This is a genomic window from Microbulbifer aggregans (assembly GCF_020524005.1).
Classification (GTDB): Bacteria; Pseudomonadota; Gammaproteobacteria; order Pseudomonadales; family Cellvibrionaceae; genus Microbulbifer; species Microbulbifer aggregans_A.
The window spans coordinates 1-1,427 of the sequence record NZ_JAIVKK010000037.1; the positions used below are offsets into that span (position 1 = coordinate 1).

General features: G+C 51.4%; 1 protein-coding gene. It reads right to left on the minus strand.

Annotated features, from left to right (window positions below):
- Nucleotides 1-305: 305 nt before the first annotated feature.
- Nucleotides 306-1,334, minus strand: a complete 1,029-nt coding sequence (locus LC093_RS20190; RefSeq protein ID WP_226669305.1) for an IS110 family transposase — start codon at nt 1,332-1,334, stop codon at nt 306-308.
- Nucleotides 1,335-1,427 lie beyond the last annotated feature (93 nt).

The window sequence follows — 1,427 nt, forward strand, 5'->3', positions numbered from 1 at the left end:
AGCATTGGTCGCCCCTGTTGCGGGCTACATGGACTCCCCCGACTGTCAAGCTAGGGCTGTGTTTGACGTTTAGGAATGAGACTGCAGCTCTACATTCGGTCTACTGTTGAGAAGTCACTTCTCGGACCAAGATGAATATTCGCTTGGAAGCGTGCCTTATTCGTTAGACGATGTTTTTCATCATCCGCAACACCAGGCTAGGGCTTCCTCGGTCTGGCCTAATTGTCATCGACTGCCTTCGCAGGACTCGGTAGGTAATCTTTTATACGTCAGTTAAATTTTATGTGTTGTGTCTATCGATGAGATCAGCTGACTGAATACGGGATTGCTCGATAATCTTCTTTCTTCACAAGCAACGTCCAAATCATTCGTGCATTACGAGCTGCCAGCGCGACGACAGCTCGTAGATATCCCCTTCTGGCTATCAGCTCTCTCACCCAGCAGCTCACATGATCTTGTTTGTCTCTGAGGTTGGCGACAACCGCTCTAGCACCGTGCACGAGACACATACGTAAATACTTGTCACCACGCTTTGTGATACGACCAAGCCTAATTTTGCCACCTGTGCTGAACTGCCGAGGGACCAAGCCAATCCAAGCGGCAAACTGACGGCAGTTTTTGAACAGTCGAGGATCTGGAACGCTCGCAGAGATAGCACTTGCGACTTGCTCGCCAACCCCGGGAATCGTCATTAATCGTTTGGCGACCGAATCCTGGCGAACCACGGCGGCGAGTTCTCGATCATATTCAAGAATCTGCTCGTTATCCTGTTGAATTTTGTGCCATATGTTGCGAATCAATTGCCTGGCCAACGTTGGCAAGCCGTTCTCCGTATCCGCGAGGATATGGGGGATCTGAGCCTGGGCGGCATAGCGTCCTGTTGGCATAACTAGACCGAACTCTCCGAGAAGCCCCCTTAGTTGGTTGATTAGAGCAGTTCTTTCCTTGATTAACCCTTGCCGAACCCGGTGCAAAGTAAGGATGGCTTGCTGTTCTGGCGACTTCACTGGCACGTACCAGATATTGGGGCGCCTGGCCGCTTCGGCGATAGCCTCGGCGTCGTTGTTATCGTTTTTGCTGCCTTTACGATAAGGTTCAACGAACTTCGCAGCAATAATGGCGACTTGGTGACCAAGGAGCTGGAATTCCCGTCCCCAGTAGTGCGCGCCACCGCATGCTTCCATGGCGATAAGGCAAGGCGGCAGCTTGGCGACAAACGCCAGAAGCTGTCCCCTACGGAGCGTTTTCCGTAGCTTAATATTGCCGTATTGATCCATCCCAACAAGGCTGAACGAAGTCTTGGCCAAATCGATACCCAGTGTTGTAATAGCCATTGTGGCTCCTCCTATCCGCAAGTGTTTGTGTGGTAACTTCACTTTGGCACATTGCGATGCCGTCGGGGTAGGGGGAGTCCATAACATTCGTTA